Source organism: Rhizobium croatiense (assembly GCF_019793465.1).
Lineage (GTDB): Bacteria > Pseudomonadota > Alphaproteobacteria > Rhizobiales > Rhizobiaceae > Rhizobium > Rhizobium croatiense.
The window spans coordinates 146,155-167,055 of sequence record NZ_JAILYJ010000005.1; the positions used below are offsets into that span (position 1 = coordinate 146,155).

The 20,901-nt window shown below is 62.6% G+C and carries 14 protein-coding genes and 1 pseudogene; 11 read left to right on the forward strand and 4 right to left on the reverse strand.

The genetic code is table 11. The features are described 5' to 3' along the window. Position 1: 1 nt before the first annotated feature. The 8 genes and pseudogenes from K6M89_RS10390 (at position 2) to K6M89_RS10425 (ending at position 7,775) form a co-directional block, all read left to right on the forward strand. Positions 2 to 286 (forward strand): YciI family protein, encoded by a 285-nt coding sequence (locus tag K6M89_RS10390; RefSeq protein WP_097580362.1) that lies wholly within the window; start codon positions 2 to 4, stop codon positions 284 to 286. Between the two features lie 192 nt (positions 287 to 478). Further along, positions 479 to 1,930 (forward strand): homospermidine synthase, encoded by a 1,452-nt coding sequence (locus K6M89_RS10395; protein ID WP_183841430.1) that lies wholly within the window; start codon positions 479 to 481, stop codon positions 1,928 to 1,930. Between the two features lie 170 nt (positions 1,931 to 2,100). Beyond that, a complete protein-coding gene (omp10, locus tag K6M89_RS10400; RefSeq protein WP_222139373.1) occupies positions 2,101 to 2,475 on the forward strand; it encodes an outer membrane lipoprotein Omp10 in 375 nt (124 codons plus the stop codon). Positions 2,476 to 2,503: 28 nt separating this feature from the next. Further along, a pseudogene (locus K6M89_RS30995) lies at positions 2,504 to 2,823 on the forward strand (hypothetical protein). A 166-nt stretch (positions 2,824 to 2,989) separates the two neighbouring features. Then, a complete protein-coding gene (locus tag K6M89_RS10410; RefSeq protein ID WP_222139375.1) occupies positions 2,990 to 4,966 on the forward strand; it encodes a bifunctional metallophosphatase/5'-nucleotidase in 1,977 nt (658 codons plus the stop codon). Between the two features lie 125 nt (positions 4,967 to 5,091). After that, entirely contained in the window at positions 5,092 to 6,126 is a 1,035-nt protein-coding gene (hemH, locus tag K6M89_RS10415) for a ferrochelatase (RefSeq protein WP_222139376.1), read from the forward strand. Positions 6,127 to 6,287: 161 nt separating this feature from the next. Continuing rightward, positions 6,288 to 7,316 (forward strand): SPFH domain-containing protein, encoded by a 1,029-nt coding sequence (locus tag K6M89_RS10420; RefSeq protein ID WP_222139377.1) that lies wholly within the window; start codon positions 6,288 to 6,290, stop codon positions 7,314 to 7,316. A 3-nt stretch (positions 7,317 to 7,319) separates the two neighbouring features. Further along, positions 7,320 to 7,775, forward strand: coding sequence for an NfeD family protein (locus K6M89_RS10425; RefSeq protein WP_222139378.1), 456 nt, complete (start codon positions 7,320 to 7,322; stop codon positions 7,773 to 7,775). 14 nt (positions 7,776 to 7,789) lie between these two features. Here the strand turns inward: K6M89_RS10425 and K6M89_RS10430 are convergent, their stop codons facing one another. Further along, positions 7,790 to 8,785 carry a KpsF/GutQ family sugar-phosphate isomerase gene (locus tag K6M89_RS10430; protein ID WP_097580369.1) on the reverse strand — a complete coding sequence of 332 codons (996 nt, stop codon included), beginning with the start codon at positions 8,783 to 8,785 and terminating at the stop codon, positions 7,790 to 7,792. A gap of 143 nt (positions 8,786 to 8,928) precedes the next feature. Here K6M89_RS10430 and K6M89_RS10435 point away from each other — a divergent pair, with 143 nt between their 5' ends. Continuing rightward, positions 8,929 to 10,455 (forward strand): outer membrane beta-barrel protein, encoded by a 1,527-nt coding sequence (locus K6M89_RS10435; RefSeq protein ID WP_222139379.1) that lies wholly within the window; start codon positions 8,929 to 8,931, stop codon positions 10,453 to 10,455. Positions 10,456 to 10,514: 59 nt separating this feature from the next. Here K6M89_RS10435 and galU read toward each other — a convergent pair whose 3' ends face one another. Beyond that, positions 10,515 to 11,402: a UTP--glucose-1-phosphate uridylyltransferase GalU gene (gene galU / locus K6M89_RS10440; RefSeq protein ID WP_097604079.1), complete on the reverse strand. Its 888-nt coding sequence runs from the start codon at positions 11,400 to 11,402 to the stop codon at positions 10,515 to 10,517. 203 nt (positions 11,403 to 11,605) lie between these two features. Between galU and K6M89_RS10445 the strand changes: the two genes are divergently transcribed. Both K6M89_RS10445 and K6M89_RS10450 read left to right on the forward strand, forming a co-directional pair. Continuing rightward, positions 11,606 to 12,829 carry a lytic murein transglycosylase gene (locus tag K6M89_RS10445; protein ID WP_222139380.1) on the forward strand — a complete coding sequence of 408 codons (1,224 nt, stop codon included), beginning with the start codon at positions 11,606 to 11,608 and terminating at the stop codon, positions 12,827 to 12,829. 92 nt (positions 12,830 to 12,921) lie between these two features. Continuing rightward, positions 12,922 to 14,157 carry an SGNH/GDSL hydrolase family protein gene (locus K6M89_RS10450; RefSeq protein WP_097580373.1) on the forward strand — a complete coding sequence of 412 codons (1,236 nt, stop codon included), beginning with the start codon at positions 12,922 to 12,924 and terminating at the stop codon, positions 14,155 to 14,157. A gap of 157 nt (positions 14,158 to 14,314) precedes the next feature. Here the strand turns inward: K6M89_RS10450 and K6M89_RS10455 are convergent, their stop codons facing one another. Both K6M89_RS10455 and gltB read right to left on the reverse strand, forming a co-directional pair. Beyond that, a complete protein-coding gene (locus K6M89_RS10455) occupies positions 14,315 to 15,769 on the reverse strand; it encodes a glutamate synthase subunit beta (protein ID WP_097580374.1) in 1,455 nt (484 codons plus the stop codon). 223 nt (positions 15,770 to 15,992) lie between these two features. Then, complete coding sequence (gene gltB, locus K6M89_RS10460) at positions 15,993 to 20,714, reverse strand: glutamate synthase large subunit (RefSeq protein ID WP_222139381.1); 4,722 nt, start codon at positions 20,712 to 20,714, stop codon at positions 15,993 to 15,995. Positions 20,715 to 20,901: the final 187 nt, after the last annotated feature.

Genomic DNA, 20,901 nt, shown 5'->3' on the forward strand with positions numbered 1-20,901 from the left:
CATGTTCATTCTCTCCCTCACCTATCGCAAGTCCAATGACGAAGCCGACAGGTACATGGAGCCGCACATGGCCTGGGTGAAAGAGGGTTATGCCAAGGGCTGGTTCCTCGCCTCCGGCCGCAAGATACCGCGTACCGGCGGCGTAATCCTCGCCATCGGCGACCGCGCCGCGATCGAGGCCTATGTCGCCGCCGATCCCTTCACCATCCATGGCGTCGCCGCATACGACATTACCGAGCTCGCCGTGACGACGACGGCCGAAGGGTTGGAAATCCTGAAACGCTGATTTCTACAGAGCGGGGTGCATGTTCCCGTCGCCCCTTGCCGGCCCGCCCGCCCGATATTTGACCTTTCCCCCTCAACGCTCTTTATTGTGACGCCGTTTTGTGGTTAGAGCCGGTCACCTCGCAATTTCTGCGGCAATTTCAAAAGAATTCTTCAGGCTGATCGCCTTCGTCCCCTTCCACAGGAGAAAAGAATGACGGAAAAGAATCATCCGGTATATGCCGAAATTACCGGTCCGATCGTGATGATCGGCTTTGGCTCCATCGGCCGCGGCACCCTGCCGCTGATCGAGCGCCACTTCAAATTCGACAAGAGCCGGATGGTCGTCATCGACCCGCGTGAAGAACCCTCCGACATGGAGATTCTGAAGAAGCACGGCGTCCGCCACATCAAGGAATATGTCACCAAGGACAATTACAAGGAGCTGCTGAAGCCGCTCCTGACGGAAGGTGAAGGCCAGGGCTTCTGCGTCAACCTCTCGGTCGACACCTCCTCGCTCGACATCATCAAGCTCTGCCGCAAGCTCGACGTTCTCTATATCGACACGGTCGTCGAGCCCTGGCTCGGCTTCTATTTCGACAAGAGCATGAGCAACGCCGACCGCACCAACTATGCGCTGCGCGAAACCGTGCGCAAGGAAAAGGCGAAGAACCCGGGCGGCGCCACCGCCGTCTCCACCTGCGGCGCCAATCCGGGCATGGTCTCCTGGTTCGTCAAGCAGGCGCTGGTCAACCTCGCCAATGACATCGGCGTCAAGTTCGAGGAGCCGGACCAGCACGATCGCGAAGGCTGGGCCAAGCTGATGAAGAAGCTCGGCGTCAAGGGCATCCACATTGCCGAGCGCGACACCCAGCGCACCAAGCATCCGAAGCCGCTCAACGTCTTCTGGAACACATGGTCCGTCGAAGGCTTCATCTCCGAAGGCATGCAGCCGGCCGAACTCGGCTGGGGCACGCATGAAGAATGGATGCCGAAGAACGCCAAGAAGCACAAGAAGGGCAACAAGGCGGCGATCTACCTGGAGCAGCCGGGCGCCAACACCCGCGTGCGCACCTGGTGCCCGACACCCGGTCCGCAATATGGCTTCCTCGTCACCCATAACGAGTCGATCTCGATCGCCGATTATTTCACGGTCCGCGACAAGGACGGCGAAGTGACCTTCCGCCCGACCTGCCACTACGCCTACCATCCGGCCAATGACGCCGTGCTCTCCCTGCACGAGATGTTCGGCAATGGTGGCACGTCGCAGCCGGTCCATCACGTTCTCGACGAGGACGAATTGGAGGACGGCATCGACGAACTCGGCGTCCTGCTTTACGGCCATGAGAAGAACGCCTACTGGTACGGCTCGCGACTGTCGCTCGAAGAAACCCGCCGCATCGCGCCCTACCAGAACGCCACCGGCCTGCAGGTCACATCAGCCGTTCTCGCCGGCATGGTCTGGGCGCTGGAACACCCGACGGCCGGCATCGTCGAAGCCGACGAGATCGACTACAAGCGCTGCCTCGAAGTGCAGATGCCCTATCTCGGCCCGGTCGAAGGTCATTACACCGACTGGACCCCGCTCGACGGCCGCCCGGGCCTCTTCCCAGAGGATATCGACACTAAGGATCCGTGGCAGTTCCGCAACATTCTCGTTCGCTGAGAGTGCTCGCACACGCTCGATGATGCCCGCCGCAAGGCGGGCATTTTTGTAACGCTGGCTGTATAAATGGCGCCCCCGCCGCGCCAAGCCTTGCCATCATGGCGGGCGCACGCCATGTTTTGCCCGAGCTTGGCGGGTGACCGCCACGCCGAATCGCCGGGAGAAGCCTTATGAAAATCAGAACTGGTCTCGTTCTTGTCGGTGCCGCGGCCGCTCTTGCCGCCTGCGTTTCATCGGAGCCGCGACAGAGGGCGGTGGCAGTCGCCCCACCCGTTACGAATTCTGTTGAAGGCGAATGGACGGATGCCAATGGCTTAACCTCCACCTTCACAGGTGGGCAGTTTGTAACTCGCACAAGCGACGGAACAAACACGCAGATGGCATCGGGAACTTATACGGTCGGACCTGATCAAATTATTCAGATTAACCTTTACTCGAATGTGAAAAAAACAAGCTCTCTCGTCAATTGCGCCCTCATTGGACCAAGCCAGCTTAATTGCACGACCGCAGCAGGGTCCCAGTTCACCCTTTCCCGCCGCGGCTGAAAGTGAGGTGATAGGCCGAAAGCACACCATGCGGGCCGTCGCCGGTTACCTTATCCTGCTGCTCGCAATGCCGCTTGCCGCGTTGGCCGTCGTTTTGCCGGCCAACGTCTATCGTGCCCAGGGCATCGATGCTCCCGATGCGACGGACCGCTGCAGGTGTTGATCTTCGCCCCGCCGGTCGTGCTGATCTATGGCGTCGGCGCGCTCCTTGTCTATCGCGCCGGGCGACGCTTTCATCGCCTCCTTCCCCCTCTCTGCCTGATCATAGCGCTCTCTGCGGTTCCGAATATTGCCGAGGCCGTGCACGAACTCCACCGAAACGACGCCGGCGGCGAATGCCGGGGGTAGCAGCCGGCTTTTTTGTCCCGCCCCTCTTGGAAAGAGTGCCGTCTGGCCCAGCTTTCCCTTGCAGTCATATGCCGTGTCATGGAACATCGGCATGCCGGGTACCGCCACGGCGGACTATGGAAGGGATCGGCGAGGGGGATCTTTCGCCTCAATCAGGAGAACAGGGATGACGAAGTCTTTCAGCTTCGGTCTTTTGACCGCGTCCATGCTGGCGCTGAGCGCGGGCGCCGCCTTTGCGGATTACGAACTCAATATTCTTCATATCAACGATTTCCATTCCCGCATCGAATCGATCAACAAGTTCGATTCCACCTGCTCGGCCGAGGAGGAAGGCAAGAAGGAATGCTTCGGCGGTGCTGCCCGCCTGAAGACCGCGATCGACCAGCGCCGCCAGGCGCTATCGGGCAAGAATGTCCTTCTGCTGAATGCTGGCGACAATTTCCAGGGCTCGCTCTTCTACACCACCTACAAGGGCGCGGCCGAAGCCGAATTCCTGAACCTGATGAAGTTCGACGCCATGACCGTCGGCAACCATGAATTCGACGATAGCGAGGATGGTCTTGCGACCTTCCTCGATAAGGTGCAATTCCCCGTCGTGACGGCGAACGTCAAGGCGACGGCTGCCTCCAAGCTCGGCGACCGCATCAAGCCGTCGCTGGTGCTCGATGTCGGCGGCCAGAAGATCGGCATCGTCGGCGCCGTCACCAATGATACGCCCGAATTGTCCTCTCCCGGCCCGAATGTCACCATCGCCGATGACGTCCAGTCCATTACTACAGCGGTTCAGGAGCTGAAGGGCCAGGGCGTCAACAAGATCATTGCGCTCACCCATGTCGGGTATCCCCGCGACCTCGCCGTCATCGCCAAGATTCCGGATGTCGATGTCGTCGTCGGCGGCCATTCCCACAGCCTGCTGTCCAACACCGATCCGAAGGCTGAAGGCCCATATCCGACGATGGTCGACAATCCCGGCGGCTACAAGGTGCCGGTCGTCCAGGCTGCCTCCTACAGCAAATATCTCGGTGATATCGTCGTCAATTTCGACGACAGCGGCGTCGTCAAGGATGCCAAGGGCGACCCGATCTTGATCGACTCGTCCTTCACGCCCGACCCGGCCGTCGTCACCCGCGTCGCCGAACTCGCAAAGCCGATCGAGGAATTGCGCAAGAAGGTGATCGGCGCCTCCGAAGCTCCGATCGAGGGCGATCGTAAAGTCTGCCGCGTCAAGGAATGCTCGATGGGCAATCTGGTGGCCGACGCCATGCTTGACCGCACGAAGAACCAGGGCGTCACCATCGCCGTTCAGAACGGCGGCGGGCTGCGTGCGTCGATCGACGGCGGCGATGTCACCCAGGGCGAGGTCATCACCGTGCTGCCCTTCCAGAACACGCTCGCCACTTTCGAGGCCACCGGCGCAGACGTCGTCAAGGCGCTCGAAAACGGCGTCAGCCAGATCGATCAGGGCGCCGGCCGCTTTCCGCAGGTCGCCGGCCTGAAATTCTCGTTCGACCAGTCCAAGCCTGTCGGCAGCCGCGTCAGCGATGTCCAGGTGAAGGACGGCGACAGTTTCGCTCCGATCGACCAGGCCAAGACCTACAAGCTCGCCACCAACAACTTCATGCGGGCCGGCGGCGACGGCTATTCGATCTTCAAGGAAGGCAAGAATGCCTATGATTACGGCCCGGATCTCGCCGACGTAACCGCCGAGTATCTGGCTGCGCATTCGCCTTACAAGCCTTATACCGATGGCCGCGTGACGGAAATCGGCGCGACGGTGGCGCAGGCGCCGGCACCAACGACCCAACCAGCCCCCGCCCCTGCGGCTCCGGCAACGCCGGCACCAACCGCCGAGCCCGCCCCTGCTCCTGCCGCGCCGGCAGCACCCGCTCCAGCCACCGAGCCTGCTCCGGCCGCACCGGCCGCACCCGCGCCCGCCCCGGAACCGACGCCGGCGCCGGCAGCCTCCGCGCCTGCGGCAACGACGCCCTCGACCCATGTGATCGCCGCGGGCGACACCTTCTGGGATCTCGCCGAGACCTTCTATGGCGACGGCACGCTGTGGCGGAAGCTTTCGGAAGCCAACGGCAAGCCGGACCCGCGCCACCTGACGGTCGGCAAGGAGATCCAGGTTCCCGCCAAGTAAGACGAATTGTCTCGACGCCATCAGCCGGCCCGGGGTTTCCCGGGCCGGCTTTTCTTTCTATAGGGTGGAACCATGATCTCGCGGCTGCGTATGAGCCGGTGGGACAAAAGAGCGTTGGGACCAGAATGACAGCAGATATTTCTCTCCGCCCGGCCGACCATCCGGCGGTCAAGTCAGGCAAGATCGGGGTCCTGCTGGTCAATCTCGGTACGCCTGACGGCACCGACTATACGTCGATGCGCCGCTATCTCAGGGAGTTCCTGACCGATCGCCGCGTCATCGAATGGTCGCGCTGGAAGTGGTATCCGATCCTGTTCGGCATCGTGCTCAACAGGCGCCCGCAGAAGGTCGGCAAGGCCTACGAGCTGATCTGGAACAAGGAGAGGAACGAAAGTTTTCTCCGTACCTATACGCGCAATCAGTCGGCACTGATGGCCGGGCGGCTGAAGGATCTCGATAACGTCAAGGTCGACTGGGCGATGCGCTACGGCACGCCGTCGATCGCCTCGCGCATCGACGCGCTGAAGCAGGAGGGCTGCGACCGTATCGTGCTCTTCCCGCTCTATCCGCAATATGCCGCTGCGACGACCGCCACCGTCAACGACAAGGCGTTCCAGAAACTGCTCACGATGCGCTGGCAGCCGGCGCTGCGTACCGTGCCCGATTATCACGACGACGAGACCTATATCGAGGCGCTCGCCCAATCCGTCGAACGGCATCTTTCGACACTCGACTGGAAGCCGGAGATGCTGATCGCCTCCTTCCACGGCATTCCGATGTCCTATTTCAAGCAGGGTGATCCCTATTACTGTCAGTGCCAGAAGACCGGACGGCTGCTGCGCGAGCGCCTAGGCCTCACCCAGGAGAACTTCATGGTGACCTTCCAGTCCCGCTTCGGGCCGGAGGAATGGCTGCAGCCCTATACCGACAAGACGGTGGAGAAACTCGCCCGCGACGGCGTCAAGCGCATCGCCGTCATCAATCCCGGCTTCGTTTCCGACTGTCTGGAAACGCTCGAAGAAATCGCCGAGCAGGCCGCCCATTCCTTCCACGAGAATGGCGGCGAGAAGTTCGCGCATATTCCCTGCCTCAACGACAGTGAGGACGGCATGAAGGTGCTGGAAAAGGTCGTCCGCCGCGAATTGCAGGGCTGGGCCTGAGAAAAAAGGATAACCGGCGGCAGCCCACGGATCTGGCGAGAGGAAAGCTGCTTTTCACCTGAAGGTGGAAGTGTGGCATCCGTGTGGCATTTCTTCCTCGCAAAGAACATGCTAACCCCACATCAGTGTGTGGGCGCATGCGCCAATGGGAGGGTTTTTTCATGCTGTTGGGCGGTTTCGATATCGTCGTGATCGTGCTGGTCATCTTCGTCATCCTGGTCCTCTTCGCCGGGATCAAGACGGTGCCGCAGGGCTACCGCTATACGATCGAGCGCTTCGGCCGTTATACCCGCACGCTGGAGCCGGGCCTCAACCTCATCACCCCCTTCATCGAGCGCGTCGGCGCCCGGTTGAATGTGATGGAGCAGGTGCTGAACGTGCCGACCCAGGAGGTGATCACCAAGGATAACGCCTCGGTTTCGGCCGATGCCGTCGCCTTTTATCAGGTGTTGAACGCCGCTCAGTCCGCCTACCAGGTTGCCAACCTGGAAAACGCCATCCTCAATCTCACCATGACCAACATCCGCTCGGTCATGGGCTCGATGGATCTCGACGAACTGCTTTCCAACCGCGATGCGATCAACGACCGGCTGCTGCGCGTCGTCGACGAGGCCGTGCAGCCCTGGGGCATCAAGGTCACCCGCGTCGAAATCAAGGACATCCAGCCGCCGCGCGACCTCGTCGACGCCATGGCCCGCCAGATGAAGGCCGAGCGCGAGAAGCGCGCCCAGGTGCTGGAAGCCGAAGGCTCGCGCAACGCGCAGATCCTGAGAGCCGAGGGCGCCAAGCAATCCGCCATCCTGCAGGCCGAGGGCCAGCGCGAAGCCGCCTTCCGCAACGCCGAAGCCCGCGAGCGCCTGGCCGAGGCCGAAGCCAAGGCGACGCGGATGGTCTCCGAGGCGATTGCCGCCGGCGACGTTCAGGCGATCAACTATTTCGTCGCGCAGAAATACACCGAAGCACTCGCCTCGGTCGGTTCGGCGCCCAACTCCAAGATCGTGCTGATGCCGATGGAAGCCTCGTCTATCCTCAGCTCCCTCGGCGGCATCGGCGCCATTGCCCGCGAGGTTTTCGGCGACGCCGGCAATCCGCCGCCTCCGCCGCCGCGTCCGCGCCCCGCGCCGGTCCGCTCGACGCCGCCGATCAATCCGCCGACCCCCAACCCCTTCAACCCCGATTCGGAGCGCTGAGCCATGCTGGCGAAGATCATCGCCGAACTCGGTCCGTGGAGCTGGTGGGTTGTTGGCCTGGTTCTGCTCGCTGCGGAAATGATCGTGCCCGGCTTTTTCCTGGTGTGGATCGGCCTCGCCGCCTTGATCGTCGGCGCACTGTCGCTGCTCTTCTGGGACAGCGCGTTCTGGGTCTGGGAGCTGCAGGCGATCCTTTTTGCTCTGCTCGCCGTTGCCACGACCTTTGCCGGCCGTCGGCTGATGCTGCGCAATGCCGCCACCGACGAGCCCTTCCTCAATCAGCGCGGCGCGAGCCTCGTTGGCCGTACCGCGACGCTGCACGAGCCGATCCATGAAGGCCGCGGCCGCATCCGTCTCGATGATACGCTGTGGCAGGTGATGGGGCCTGATCTGCCCGTAGGGACGCAGGTCAAGGTCGTGGCGAGCAACGGCCGCGACCTCACGGTCGAACCCATCTAATCAAACAATGATGATCAGGCGACGCCGATCCGCAGCAGGTCATGGAAATGCACCAGCCCGAGCGGTCGTCTATCGTCGTCGACGACGATCAGCGCGCCGATGCTGTGCTGATTGAGCAGCGCGAGGGCAGCGGTCGCCAGAATCGTCGGCTTCACCGTCTTCGGCGTCTTCGTCATGATGTCGTCGACGGCAAGCTCGGCGAGATTGCGGGTCAGGTTGCGCGCCATATCGCCTTCGGTGACGATGCCGCAGAGCCGTCCCTCCTCGTCGAGCACGCCGACGCAGCCGAAATGCTTGCGCGACAGCACGGTGATCGCTTCCGGCATTGGCGTGCCCTTGGCAACGAGCGGCAACCGCTCGCCGGTATGCATGATGTCGGCGACATGTGTCAGGCTGGCGCCGAGCTTGCCGCCGGGATGGAAGACGTGGAAATCCGTGGCGGTAAAGCCGCGCGCCTCCAGGAGCGCCACTGCTAAGGCATCGCCAAGCGCAAGCTGCATCAGCGTCGAGGTCGTCGGCGCCAGCCCATTGGGGCAGGCTTCCTGTTCGTTCGGCACCAGAAGCACGATATCGGCAGCGGTCGCAAGCGAGGAGTGTTCGCCGCAGGTGAGCGCGATCAGCGGAATGGAAAAGCGCCGCGTGAAAGAAATAATGCTCTTGAGTTCGGCGCTCTCGCCACCTTTGGAAATCGCCAGCACGACGTCGTCGCGCGCGATCATGCCAAGATCGCCGTGATTGGCTTCGGCCGCATGTACGAAGAAGGCAGGCGTCCCGGTCGACGCAAAGGTCGCCGCCAGCTTGGCGCCGATATGGCCGCTCTTGCCGACGCCGGTGACGATCACCCGGCCGGAGATATCGCCAATGACCTCGATCGCGCGGGTGAACGGGCCGGCCAATCCATTGTCCAAGGCCTGTTCGAGCGCTTCAAGACCGCGTTTTTCGATTTCAATCGTGCGTTTTGCTGATTCGAGCACGCCGTTTTCGACCAGTTTTATCGCTCTTCTGTTCATGAACCTGCGTTAGACCTTTTCACTTTCCAAGTCCACCCCGGCCTCTTTCCGAATTGTGAACGGCGCCCGCCGACGGCAACGAATGATTAACCACGAGGCTTTACCTTTGGGTAAGAACCGAAAGCATGTCAGGCGCGAATTGCATGGGCCAGCCAGATCAGACGAGCAGTGTGACGCCGCTCCGCGCCATGAGCCGTGCCGTCTCTTTTGCTGCATTCGGCAGTCTGCTGCTTAGCCAGGTAGCCTTTGCACAATCCGCCTCACAACAGCCGGCAAGCAGCCGCTCCGCGGCCTCTGAGGACAATCGCACCACCTACAGCGCCGCATCCGCCGCTGAGGAGAGCGACGACGGCGCCATTCCCGTGGCGAACGGCACGACCGCGAACGCGGATGGAGCCCAGCAAAGGCCCGCCATACCGGATGCGCAATCCGGCGACGAGATCACCGGCTCCATCCTCGATGAGGACATCCGCCGGCTGAACACCCGCGAAGCGCCGGTCGACGAAACGCCGCGCCGCCGGGCTGCCGAAAGTGCGTCGACGGCGGAAACGCCGGGCATTCCGCTCGGCATCTTCGTGCTCCGCCCAAGCGTCACCCAGAGCATCAACACCGAGACCACCAAGGACGGCAACACCAGGCAGCGGCGCGCCTTCCTCGAAACCGATGCGACCGCGACGCTGACCTCCGACTGGGGCCGCCACCAGCTGAGCGTCACCTCGGAAGGCGCCTGGCAGAGGAATATCAGCGGCGAAGGCGAGGAGCAGCCTTCCTTCAAGATCAACGGTGATCTCAGGCTGGATCTTCCCCGGGACACGGTCGCGCACCTCACCGCCGGGTATAATTTCTACCGCGAAGATACGGACGATCCCGACGCGATCGCCAATGCAACGCAGCAATCCGATGTGCAGGAGTTTTCGGCCGGGGCCTCCGTCCAACGCGATTTCGGCATCCTGCGCGGCACGACGGCGCTGGCGCTCACCCGCTCGATCTATTCCGACGCCACTCTGGCCAGCGGCGCGACCGTCGCGCTCAGCGACCGCAATCAGACGACCGGCACGTTGCGCGGCCGCGTCGGCTACGAGCTGTCGCCCGCACTCATCCCATTCATCGAGGCGACGATCGACCGGACGCTTTATGACGAGACGCGCGATTCCGCCGGCTACGAGCGTTCGGGCCATAGCTACGGCGCCAAAGCCGGCGTCGAGGTCGATCTCGGCGAAAAGCTGAAGGGCGAGGTCGGCGTCGGTTACGAGAGGGCGGATTTCGAAGATAGCAGGCTCGCGTCGATCGACACGGCCACGCTCGATGCGAGCCTGCTCTGGTCGCCGATCCGCGGTACCGACGTCAATCTCGACCTGCAGACGAGCATCCAGCCGACGACCACGGCTGGCGAGAGCGGTTACGTCTCGCACGCACTGACGACGACGGTCACGCATCAGCTGCGCGACAATCTGGTCGGCACGATGATCGGCGGCGTGGTTTGGCGCGATTATCCCACCGACAGCACCATCAACGACGAGCTCGTCTATACCGCGGCGACCGGCCTCACCTGGAACATCAACCGCTATCTCGATCTGACCAGCACGCTCGGCTACGAACTGACGACGCGCAAGGAGGGCGACGACTCCCAGCAATGGCGAGCCGGCGTCGGGCTCAAGCTGAAACGCTAGGCGCCGCACATCCGGTCCGGATGCGCGGCGCTCTGTCACTGAATGATCTCGGCGGAACCTTACCTCAGGCCGGCCAGCAATTCCTTGAAGCCGCCTTCGACGGTCGGGCGGATATCGGCGCGTTCGAGGGCGTAGGCGACATTTGCCAGGATGAAGCCATCCTTGGCGCCGCAGTCGTAGGTCGTGCCGCGGAAGTGGTACCCGGCGAAATCCTGTTCCTTCAGCAGCTTCAGCATGCCGTCGGTCAGCTGGATCTCGTTGCCGGCGCCACGCTCCTGGGTTTCGAGTATCCGGAAAATCTCCGGCTGCAGGATGTAGCGGCCGTTGATGAAGAAGTTGGAAGGCGCCGTTCCCTTGGCGGGCTTTTCCACCATGCCGGTGATTCGGAAGCCCTCGCCGATCGCTTCGCCGACGCCGACGATGCCGTATTTATGTGCCTGGTCGGGTGCGCATTCCTCGACGGCGATGATATTGCCGCCGCTCTGGCCGTAAAGGTCGATCATCCCCTTCATGCAGCCCTTGTCGCCCTTCATGATCATGTCGGGAAGCAGCAGTGCGAAAGGTTCGTCGCCGACGATTTCGCGGGCGCACCAGACCGCATGACCGAGGCCGAGCGGCTCCTGTTGGCGGGTGAAGCTCACCGTGCCGGCCTTCGGCAATTGCTGCTGCAGGAGAGTAATTTCCGCCTTCTTGGCGCGCTCCTTGAGCGTCTGCTCAAGCTCGAAATGGATGTCGAAATAATCTTCGATAACGTGCTTGTTACGCCCGGTGACGAAAACCAGATGTTCGATCCCGGCTTCGATCGCCTCATCGACGACATATTGAATGATTGGCTTGTCGACGACGGTCAACATTTCCTTCGGGACAGCCTTTGTCGCCGGCAGGAATCGCGTCCCCAACCCGGCAACCGGAAATACTGCTTTACGAACTTTGTTATGCTGAGCCACACCCGGCCTCCTGCTTCGCCATATCGCTTTGGAAAAAGAGCCTTTTGGCTCTACCTAGTATAGAATTGCTACTGTTTTGCAATGGTGACCGCAGCGCACCGCCATGGTAAAGAATTTGTTGACTCCGTTCCTGTAGTCTCGGGTCTGGGCGGACATGACGCCTCTGCTGCACCGAAAACTGAAGATGACGGATACGACTGTCGATGATCCAGAATCACAAAAACTCCCTTCGTGGTCTTGCTCTCGCCCTCGTTGTCGCCGCCCAGGTAGGCCTGGTCCCCGACAGCGCGAAAGCCGATTCCCGGTTCCAGAAATGGATCGCGGATTTTTACCAAACAGCCGCACAGAGTGGCATCAGTAAGGCAACCTACCAAAAGGCCTTTTCAGGGGTGAGCGAGCCCGACCCGACGGTGCTCGAAAAAGCCGCCTATCAGCCGGAATTCACCTCGAAGATCTGGGATTACATCGATTCGCGCGTCAATCCCTACACGGTCAAGATTGGCCGCGAGATGGCCGCCAAGCATGCCCGCACGCTCAACGCGATCGAGCAGCGCTTCGGCGTCGACAAGGCCATTCTGCTCGCCATATGGTCGATGGAATCCAATTACGGAGCGATCCTCGACAAGGACGACCGGCTGCACTACGTGCCGCGCGCGCTGGCGACGCTTGCCTATGCCGATCCGAGTCGCGCCAAATTCGCCAAGAAGCAGCTGGTTGCCGCGCTGAAGATCTTGCAGAACGGCGACGTGCCGGCACGCGAGATGACCGGTTCCTGGGCGGGCGCCATGGGCCACACGCAGTTCATCCCGACAAGCTACCTGCTTTACGCCGTCGACGCCGACGGCAACGGCCATCGCGACATCTGGAATTCGGTGCCGGATGCGCTGGCGACCTCGGCCAATCTCCTGATGAAGAACGGCTGGGATACCGGCAAGACCTGGGGCTACGAGGTCGTCGTTCCCGCGGCCGCCGCCAAGCAGGCCGGCAAGACCCATACGATCGCCCAATGGGCGGAACTCGGCCTGAAACGCCCGAGCGGCAAGGCCTTCCGCGAGGGCGGCACCAAGGCCGTGCTGAAGATGCCGGCCGGACCGAACGGCCCGGGCTTCCTGATGACCGCCAACTTTTTCACCATCAAGAACTACAACGCCTCGGACAGCTACGCGCTTGCCGTCGGCCTGCTGGCCGATCAGATTGCCGGATACGGCGGCATGCAGCAGCGCTGGCCGCGCCCGGACGGCGCCCTTGATATCACCGAGAAATTCGAGCTGCAGACCCGCCTCAAGACCCTCGGCTATTACAATGGCGAGGTCGATGGCAACTTCGGCTCCGGTTCGAAAGCGGCGATATCGGCGGTGCAGGAGCGCATCGGCATGCAGCCGGACGGCGAGCCCTCGCTGCCGCTTCTGAACGCACTTCGCCGCTAGCACCATGCCGAAACGTAAGCCCTGATTGGAAGCGGCAGAACCGTGACCTACATGAATGGCGGGAGTGGACGCTGACCTTTCCTGCGTGCAAGATGCCGGCAGATGCGGAACTGCCCATGATGAAGAAATTTGATCGACCCCGAATCCGTTGGCTGGTGCTCGCCTTGACAGCGGCTTCGCTATGCGTCGGCGCGCTTGCACCAGTGCATGTCGCCGAGGCGCAGGAGCAGCGCTACGAGCGCCGGTCGATCCTCGATTTCTTCCTTGGCCGGCGCTATCTCGATGACGGTCCGCAGGCCCCTGATGCCCAGCAGCCGCGACGCCAGCAGCGCAAGCGCCCACCGGCGCAGAAGGCGGTGATAAATACCCGCACCGCGCCGCCGGTGCGGCCGCCGGTGCCGGAAGAGCCGGTCGTGCAGAAGCTTGGCGACGCCAAGAAGGTCCTGATCGTCGGCGATTTCCTCGCCAGCGGCCTCGGCGACGGCCTCACCGCCGCCTTCGAGACTTCGCCCGGCGTCGTCGTCGAAGCCCGCGGCAACGTCTCCTCAGGCCTTGTCCGCGACGATTATTATGACTGGCCGGAACAGCTGCCGAAGATGATCGACGAGTTGAAGCCGGCCATGGTCGTCGTCATGATCGGCGCCAACGACCGCCAGCAGATGGTGACCGACACCGCCAAGGAAAAATTCCGCACCGACGGCTGGTTTGCCGAATACCGTCGCCGCGTTCTTTCCTTCGGTAAAGAAGTCACCGACCGCAAGATCCCGCTGCTTTGGGTCGGACTTCCCGCCTTCGAATCCGATCAGATGACGGCTGACGCCGTCCAGATGAACCAGCTCTATCGCAACCAGGTGGAAAGCATCGGCGGCGAATTCGTCGATATCTGGGATGGCTTCGTCGACGAGAACAGCAACTTCATCGTCACCGGTTCGGATGTGAACGGCCAGCAGGTGCGCCTGCGCACCTCCGACGGCATCAATCTCACGCAGGCCGGCCGCCGCAAACTTGCCTTCTATGTGGAAAAACCGGCCCGCCGCATTCTCGGCACCCAGGCAAGCCCGGATCTGGTGCGGCTGGACGAAAGTGCCCTGCCCGGCCTCGGCCTTCCCACCAATCCGGTTGAACACACCGTGCCGATCAGTCTCTCCGATCCCAATCTCGACGGCGGCACCGAGCTTCTCGGCGCAAGGCCGCCGCCTGTGACGCTGACGAAATCGCCGCGCGATCTGCTTGTCGAGCAGGGCGAGATGACGCCGGCCCCAATCGGACGCGTCGACGATTATCGCATGCCGGCGGCCAAGACGCCGGCCGAAGTCTCGGTGAAATGAGAAAGGCCGCGCGAGCATGATGCCGAAACGTGTCGGCGGTTTCGGACCACATCAAAAAAATCCACCTGTAAACTGCCCCCCGAAAGTTGGACAACAACCTTCGGGGGTCAGTTCACAGGCGGAGTTCGTCTCGTCCTGAGCCCGCGTGAGCCGACAGTCAGTTCGGCAGCACGCTCGAGCCCATCAAGGCCTCGTCGATGGCGCGGGCAGCCTGGCGGCCTTCGCGGATCGCCCAGACCACCAGCGACTGGCCGCGGCGCACGTCGCCCGCCGTCCAGAACTTGTCGATCGAGGTTTTGTAGTCCCGGTCGTTGGCGACGACGTTGGTCGAACCGCGCTTATCGGTATTGAGCGTCAGCTTGCCCTCGAGCTCCTTCAGCACGCTTGTCGTGAACGGGCCGCGGAAACCGATGGCGATGAAGGCGAGATCGGCTCGGATGACAAATTCCGTGCCCGCAACCGGCCGCCGGCGCTCATCGACCTCACAGCATTTGACGCCTGTCAGCACACCATCTTCGCCGATGAATTCGAGCGTGGCCACCTGGAACTCACGCACGGCGCCCTCGGCCTGCGAAGAGGAGGTGCGCATCTTCGTCGCCCAGAAAGGCCAGACGGCGAGCTTGTCTTCCTTCTCCGGCGGCTGCGGCCGGATGTCGAGCTGAGTGACCTTGACGGCGCCCTGGCGGAACGCCGTGCCGACACAGTCCGACGCCGTATCGCCACCACCGACGACGACGACATGTTTGGCGCCGGCAAGGATCGGATCCGACGGCCAGCCGACGCTGTCGATGTTCTCGCGCCCGACACGGCGGTTCTGCTGCACCAGATAGGGCATGGCATCATGGACGCCAGCAAGGTCAATGCCCGGAATGCCCGCCTCGCGCGGGGTCTCGGAGCCGCCGCAATAAAGCACAGCGTCATGATCGGCCAGCAGTTGCTCGACCTTGACGTCGACGCCGACATTGACGCCGCAATGGAAGGTGACGCCCTCGCCCTTCATCTGCTCGACGCGGCGGTCGATGAAGTTCTTCTCCATCTTGAAATCGGGAATACCGTAACGCAGCAGGCCGCCCGGCTTGGTCTCGCGCTCATAGACATGCACCTCGTGGCCGGCGCGGCCGAGCTGCTGGGCAGCCGCCATGCCGGCGGGGCCGGAGCCGATAACGGCGACCTTCTTTCCGGTATGAACTGTCGCCGGCTGCGGCCGGATGAAGCCGAGCTCATAGGCCTTGTCGGCGATCGCCTGTTCGACCGTCTTGATGGCAACAGGCGCATCTTCGAGATTCAAAGTGCAGGCTTCCTCGCAGGGCGCCGGGCAGACGCGGCCGGTGAACTCCGGGAAGTTGTTGGTCGAATGCAGGTTCTGGATCGCCGCTTCCCAGTTGTTGTTGTAGACGAGGTCGTTCCAGTCAGGAATCTGGTTGTGCACCGGGCAGCCGGTGGGGCCGTGGCAATAGGGGATGCCACAGTCCATGCAGCGCGCGGCCTGTTTCTGCACTTCCGGATCCGACATCGGGATCGTGAATTCGCGGAAATGGCGGATACGATCCGACGCCGGCTGGTACTTCGCCACCTGCCGGTCGATTTCCAGAAACCCTGTTACCTTACCCATCTCTTCGTCCCTTACCCTCATGACCGCCTCATCCGCGGCCAATTGTCTGTCGTCAGTCCCGGCATTCCGGGCGGGTTGCTTCTCTTGACCGTCATTGGAACATATCCCCTGAAACATCCGGGCGATCTGGACGGCCTTTCGCCGTCATGATCGTCACGGATCATCGAGACGTTTCCGATATCCGCCACCCGCAATCAGCACGTGGCGAATATCCCAGTGCAAATCACTCCGCGGCGATGCCCATCCGGCTGCGTTCCATTTCCTCGAGCGCACGGCGGTATTCGACCGGCATGACCTTGCGGAACTTTGGACGGTAGTCGGCCCAGTTGTCGAGGATCTGCTTGGCGCGGGCCGAGCCCGTATAGTGCAGATGGTTGGAGATCAGCTGGTAGAGGCGCTCCTCGTCGTGACGCGTCATGTCGCCCGAGACGTCGACGCGTCCCTTGTGCATGAGATCGCCGCCGTGATGATGCAGCTTCTCCAGCATGTCGTCCTCCTCCGGCACCGGCTCGAGCTCGACCATCGCCATGTTGCAGCGGCTGGCGAAATCGCCGGTTTCGTCGAGCACATAGGCGACACCGCCGGACATGCCGGCCGCGAAATTGCGGCCCGTGGCGCCGAGCACGACGACGACACCGCCGGTCATGTATTCGCAGCCATGATCGCCGACACCCTCGACGATGGCGATCGCACCCGAGTTGCGGACGGCGAAACGTTCGCCGGCCACCCCGCGGAAATAGCATTCGCCCTCGGTCGCGCCGTAAAGCACGGTGTTGCCGACGATGATGGAGTTTTCGGCGATGATCCTGGAATTCTCCGGCGGCCGGATGATGATCTTGCCGCCCGAAAGCCCCTTGCCGACATAGTCGTTGCCGTCGCCGATCAGGTTGAACGTGACGCCGCGCGCCAGGAAGGCGCCGAAGCTCTGGCCTGCCGTGCCGCGAAGCGTCACGTTGATCGTGTCTTCCTTCAGCCCGCGATGGCGGAAGCGCTTGGCGACCTCGCCGGACAGCATCGCGCCGGCCGAACGGTCGACGTTCTTGATGCCGACCTCGAAGGCGACGGGCGTCTTGTCGGTCAGCGCCGGCTGTGCCTGCTCGATCAGCACGCGGTCGAGAATGTCATCGATCGGGTGCTGCTGCCGGCTCGTCCAGAAGGTCTCCTCCTTGGCCGCATCTACCTTGTGGAAGATGCGGCTGAAGTCGAGACCCTTGGCCTTCCAATGCGCCAGCATCTCGTCCTTCTCCAGAAGCTCCGAAGCGCCGATGATGTCGTCGAGCCGGGTAAAGCCGAGCGAGGCGAGGATTTCGCGCACTTCGTTGGCGACGAAGAAGAAGTAGTTGATGACGTGCTCCGGCGTGCCCTTGAATCGCTTGCGCAGCACCGGATCCTGTGTCGCCACGCCGACCGGACAGGTGTTGAGATGGCACTTGCGCATCATGATGCAGCCGGCCGCGATCAGCGGCGCGGTGGCGAAGCCGAATTCGTCGGCGCCGAGCAGCGCCCCGATGATGACGTCGCGGCCGGTCTTCAGACCACCGTCCACCTGCAGCGCAACACGCGAACGCAGCCCGTTCAGCACCAGCGTCTGCTGGGTTTCGGCAAGGCCGATTTCCCAGGGGCTGCCGGCATGCTTGAGCGAGGTCAGCGGCGACGCACCCGTGCCGCCGTCGAAGCCGGCGACCGTGATATGGTCGGCGCGCGCCTTGGCGACGCCGGCGGCAACCGTGCCGACGCCGACTTCGGAGACGAGCTTGACCGAGACGTCAGAGGTCGGGTTGACGTTCTTCAGATCGTAGATCAGCTGCGCCAGATCCTCGATCGAATAGATGTCGTGGTGCGGCGGGGGCGAGATCAGGCCGACACCCGGCGTCGAGTGACGGGTCTTGGCGACCGTCGCATCGACCTTGTGACCGGGCAGCTGGCCGCCTTCGCCGGGCTTGGCGCCCTGCGCCACCTTGATCTGCAGCACATCGGCATTGACCAGATATTCGGTCGTGACGCCGAAACGGCCGGAAGCGATCTGTTTGATCGCCGAACGTTCAGGGTTCATCGAACCGTCGGAGAGCGGCATGTAGCGGTCGGATTCTTCGCCGCCCTCGCCGGTGTTCGACTTGCCGCCGATCCGGTTCATGGCGATCGCCAGCGTCGTATGCGCCTCGCGGGAGATCGAGCCGAAGGACATCGCTCCTGTCGAGAACCGCTTGACGATATCGGCCGCCGGCTCGACCTCGTCGATCGACACCGGCTTGCGGCCGAGCGCCTCGGCGCTCTTGATGTTGAAGAGCCCGCGGATCGTGTTCATGCGCAGCGCCGAATTGTTCACCATCTCGGAGAATTCGCGGTAGCGGTCCTCGGCATTGCCGCGCACGGCATGCTGAAGGGCGGCGACCGCATCCGGCGTCCAGGCATGGCTCTCGCCGCGCATGCGGTAGGCATATTCGCCGCCGATATCGAGCGTCGTCGCAAGCAGCGGATCCTTGCCGAAGGCGGCGTTGTGGCGGGCGACGGTCTCTTCGGCGATTGCTTCGAGGCCGATGCCTTCGATCATCGTTGCGGTTCCGAAGAAATACTTGTCGACCAGTTCCGACGACAGACCGATCGCATCGAAGATCTGCGCGCCGCAATAGGACTGATAGGTCGAGATGCCCATCTTCGACATGACCTTGAGGATGCCTTTGCCGACCGCCTTGATGTAGCGGTAGACGATTTCCGAGGCATCCACTTCCTTGGGGAACTCACCCTTGGCATGCATGTCGAGCAGCGTGTCGAAAGCGAGATAAGGATTGATCGCCTCGGCGCCGTAGCCGGCGAGCAGGCAGAAATGATGCACTTCGCGCGGCTCCCCGGTCTCGACGACAAGACCGACGGAGGTGCGAAGCCCCTTGCGGATCAGGTGATGGTGCACGGCGGCCGTCGCCAGCAGCGCCGGGATCGCGATTCGATCAGGACCGATCTGACGGTCGGAGAGCACAATGATGTTGTAGCCGCCCTTGACGGCCGCTTCCGCGCGCTCGCAAAGCCGGTCGAGCATGTCGGGCATGCCGGCGGCGCCGCGCTCGATGTCATAGGTGAAATCGAGCGTCTTGGTGTCGAACCGGTCTTCCGTATGGCCGATCGAGCGGATCTTTTCGAGATCGCCATTGGTCAGGATCGGCTGACGCACTTCGAGGCGCTTGGCGTTCGCCATGCCTTCGTGGTCGAGAATGTTCGGGCGCGGGCCGATGAAGGAGACGAGGCTCATGACGAGCTCTTCGCGGATCGGGTCGATCGGCGGGTTCGTCACCTGCGCGAAGTTCTGCTTGAAATAGGTGTAGAGCAGCTTCGGCTTTTCCGACATCGCCGAGATCGGCGTATCCGTGCCCATCGAGCCGATCGCCTCCTGCCCCGTCGTCGCCATCGGCGACATCAGGATGCGTGTATCCTCGAGCGTGTAGCCGAAGGCCTGCTGGCGGTCGAGCAGCGACACGTCGCGGCGCAGCGCCCGCGGCTCCACCGGCTTCAGGTCTTCGAGGATGAGCTGAGTGCGGTTGAGCCAGCTGCGATAGGGATGCGCCGTCGCCAGCTGCGACTTCACCTCGTCGTCGGAGATGATCCGGCCTTCTTCCATATCGATCAGCAGCATCTTGCCAGGCTGCAGGCGCCACTTCTGGATGATCTTCTCCTCCGGCACCGGCAGCACGCCGGCTTCGGACGCCATGATGACGCGGTCGTCGTCGGTGACGAGGTAACGCGCCGGCCGCAGGCCGTTGCGGTCTAGCGTCGCGCCGATCTGCCTGCCGTCGGTGAAGGCAACGGCAGCCGGCCCGTCCCAGGGCTCCATCAGCGCCGCATGATATTCGTAGAAGGCCTTGCGTTCGGCCGCCATCGACTGGTTGCCGGCCCAGGCTTCCGGGATCAGCATCATCACCGCATGCGCCATCGAATAACCGCCGCGCACCAGGAATTCGAGCGCGTTGTCGAAGCAGGCGGTGTCCGACTGTCCCTCATAGGAAATCGGCCAGAGCTTGGAGATGTCCTCGCCGAACAGCGGCGAGGAGACCGAGGCCTGGCGCGCCGCCATCCAGTTGACGTTGCCGCGCAGCGTGTTGATCTCGCCGTTATGGGCGACCATGCGATAGGGGTGGGCAAGCTTCCACGACGGGAAGGTGTTGGTCGAGAAGCGCTGGTGCACCAGGGCGACCGCGCTTTCGAAACGCGGGTCCGACAGGTCCTTATAATAGGCGCCGACCTGATAGGCCAGGAACATGCCCTTGTAGACCACGGTCGCCGACGACAGCGAGACCGGATAGAAATTGCTCTCCTCGCCGTCGAACTCGTCATAGATGCGGTTGGAGATCACCTTGCGCAGCGTGAACAGCCGGCGCTCGAATTCGTCATTGTTCTTGGCATCCTCGCCGGCGCCAATGAAGACCTGCACGTGATGCGGCTCAGTGGCGGCAATCGCCGGCGCCTTGGAGAGAGAGGAATTATCAACCGGCACGTCGCGAAAGCCGATCAGGATCTGGCCTTCCTCTTCAATGACGTCCTTGATCACCTTCTTGAAGTGCTCGATCTGCTTTTCATCGCGCGGCATGAAGATATGGCCGACGCCATATTCGCCGGCCGGCGGCAGGGTGATCCCCTGCCCGGCCATCTCCTCACGGAAGAAGCGGTCGGGAATCTGCACCAGAATGCCGGCGCCGTCGCCCATCAGAGGATCGGCGCCGACGGCGCCGCGGTGCGTCAGGTTCTCAAGAATGAACAAGCCGTCCTTGACGATCTGGTGCGACTTCTCACCCTTCATATGCGCGACAAAGCCGACGCCGCAGGCATCATGCTCGTTGCGGGGATCGTAGAGGCCCTGTTTCTTCGGCAGGCCGGAGGCGGATTTGGACATATTGGCCGTCGCGCGCATCTCAGCAGCGGCAAACCGGTCAAATTCCATGGATGGCGTCTTCGTCATCGTCTTTCCTCCTGTCGAAACCCGCGGGCCGCGGGCGGCTTTTCGTCCCGCACCGCAACCCGAAGATAGGTTCGGCGCATGACAGCGCTGTTGCATTGTGAAGATCGCCGCAGACATCTGCTTCTAGGGAAAGCAAACCGTCGCGTTCCGCGCCTGCCATTCGCCTCCGCGCGCCACCCGTCCTGGG

What these genes read in the sequence shown, in the direction of transcription:
- K6M89_RS10410 (WP_222139375.1), top strand. Translation starts at nt 2,990, where the DNA reads ATGACGAAGTCTTTCAGCTTCGGTCTTTTGACCGCGTCCATGCTGGCG.
- K6M89_RS10445 (WP_222139380.1), top strand. Translation starts at nt 11,606, where the DNA reads ATGATCCAGAATCACAAAAACTCCCTTCGTGGTCTTGCTCTCGCCCTC.
- K6M89_RS10455 (WP_097580374.1), bottom strand. Translation starts at nt 15,769, where the DNA reads ATGGGTAAGGTAACAGGGTTTCTGGAAATCGACCGGCAGGTGGCGAAG.
- K6M89_RS10435 (WP_222139379.1), top strand. Translation starts at nt 8,929, where the DNA reads ATGGGCCAGCCAGATCAGACGAGCAGTGTGACGCCGCTCCGCGCCATG.
- K6M89_RS10450 (WP_097580373.1), top strand. Translation starts at nt 12,922, where the DNA reads ATGCCGGCAGATGCGGAACTGCCCATGATGAAGAAATTTGATCGACCC.
- K6M89_RS10395 (WP_183841430.1), top strand. Translation starts at nt 479, where the DNA reads ATGACGGAAAAGAATCATCCGGTATATGCCGAAATTACCGGTCCGATC.
- hemH (WP_222139376.1), top strand. Translation starts at nt 5,092, where the DNA reads ATGACAGCAGATATTTCTCTCCGCCCGGCCGACCATCCGGCGGTCAAG.
- K6M89_RS10430 (WP_097580369.1), bottom strand. Translation starts at nt 8,785, where the DNA reads ATGAACAGAAGAGCGATAAAACTGGTCGAAAACGGCGTGCTCGAATCA.
- K6M89_RS10390 (WP_097580362.1), top strand. Translation starts at nt 2, where the DNA reads ATGTTCATTCTCTCCCTCACCTATCGCAAGTCCAATGACGAAGCCGAC.
- gltB (WP_222139381.1), bottom strand. Translation starts at nt 20,714, where the DNA reads ATGACGAAGACGCCATCCATGGAATTTGACCGGTTTGCCGCTGCTGAG.
- omp10 (WP_222139373.1), top strand. Translation starts at nt 2,101, where the DNA reads ATGAAAATCAGAACTGGTCTCGTTCTTGTCGGTGCCGCGGCCGCTCTT.
- K6M89_RS10425 (WP_222139378.1), top strand. Translation starts at nt 7,320, where the DNA reads ATGCTGGCGAAGATCATCGCCGAACTCGGTCCGTGGAGCTGGTGGGTT.
- K6M89_RS10420 (WP_222139377.1), top strand. Translation starts at nt 6,288, where the DNA reads ATGCTGTTGGGCGGTTTCGATATCGTCGTGATCGTGCTGGTCATCTTC.